The sequence below is a fragment of the Aeromonas sp. 159 genome (genome assembly GCF_963862045.1).
Lineage (GTDB): Bacteria > Pseudomonadota > Gammaproteobacteria > Enterobacterales > Aeromonadaceae > Aeromonas > Aeromonas veronii.
Genome location: NZ_CAWLMI010000125.1, coordinates 1 through 760, shown reverse-complemented (window position 1 = coordinate 760; position 760 = coordinate 1). Strand labels below are relative to the sequence as shown.

At 57.0% G+C, this 760-nt stretch carries 2 protein-coding genes; both read right to left on the bottom strand.

Features of this window, described 5'->3' with window-relative positions; genetic code table 11:
* Positions 1-361, bottom strand: a 361-nt coding sequence (phoU, locus tag AACR14_RS16125) for a phosphate signaling complex protein PhoU (protein WP_019446924.1), incomplete at its 3' end; no start/stop codon positions are given.
* A gap of 85 nt (positions 362-446) precedes the next feature.
* The coding region (locus AACR14_RS16120; RefSeq protein ID WP_019446923.1) for a phosphate ABC transporter ATP-binding protein at positions 447-760 on the bottom strand (314 nt) is incomplete at its 5' end.

The window sequence follows — 760 nt, the reverse complement described above, 5'->3', positions numbered from 1 at the left end:
GCGGCTTGTTGGCGTTGTCGGTCAGCATGCGGGCGATCTTGTCGGCCACGTCGCCAATGCGCTCCAGGTCGGTGATGGTCTTGATAATGGCCATCACCAGTCGCAGGTCTGAGGCTGTCGGCTGACGCTTGGCGATGATGCGGGTGCACTCCTCGTCGATCGCCACTTCCATGGCGTTGACCTTGTGGTCGTTGGCCACGATTTTGCGGGCCGCATCGAGATCCTGATCGTGGATCGCCGCAATGGCGTCGGTGAGCTGCTGCTCCACCAGACCGCCCATCACCAGCACCTGGTTGCGCACGCTCTCTAGCTCGGCATTGAACTGACCGGAGATGTGTTTATTGAGGTTCATATTGTCCATACAAATAATCCTTGATTGCTCCGATTATGCCTTAGCCGTTGAACCGACTGCCAATCTGTTTGCTGAGATTCATCCTCTCCTCTCCTTAGCCGTAACGACCGGTAATGTAATCTTCGGTCTTTTTCTTGGCCGGGGTGGTGAAAATGGTGTTGGTATCCGAGTACTCGATAAGCTCGCCCATATACATGAAGGCGGTCTGATCCGACACGCGCGCAGCCTGTTGCATGTTGTGGGTCACGATCACCACGGTGAACTGGCTCTTGAGCTCGTTGATCAGCTCCTCGATGGTGAGGGTGGAGATGGGGTCGAGCGCCGAGGTCGGTTCATCGAGCAGCAACACTTCCGGCTCGATGGCGATGGCACGGGCAATCACCAGACGCTGCTGCTGACCACCGGAGA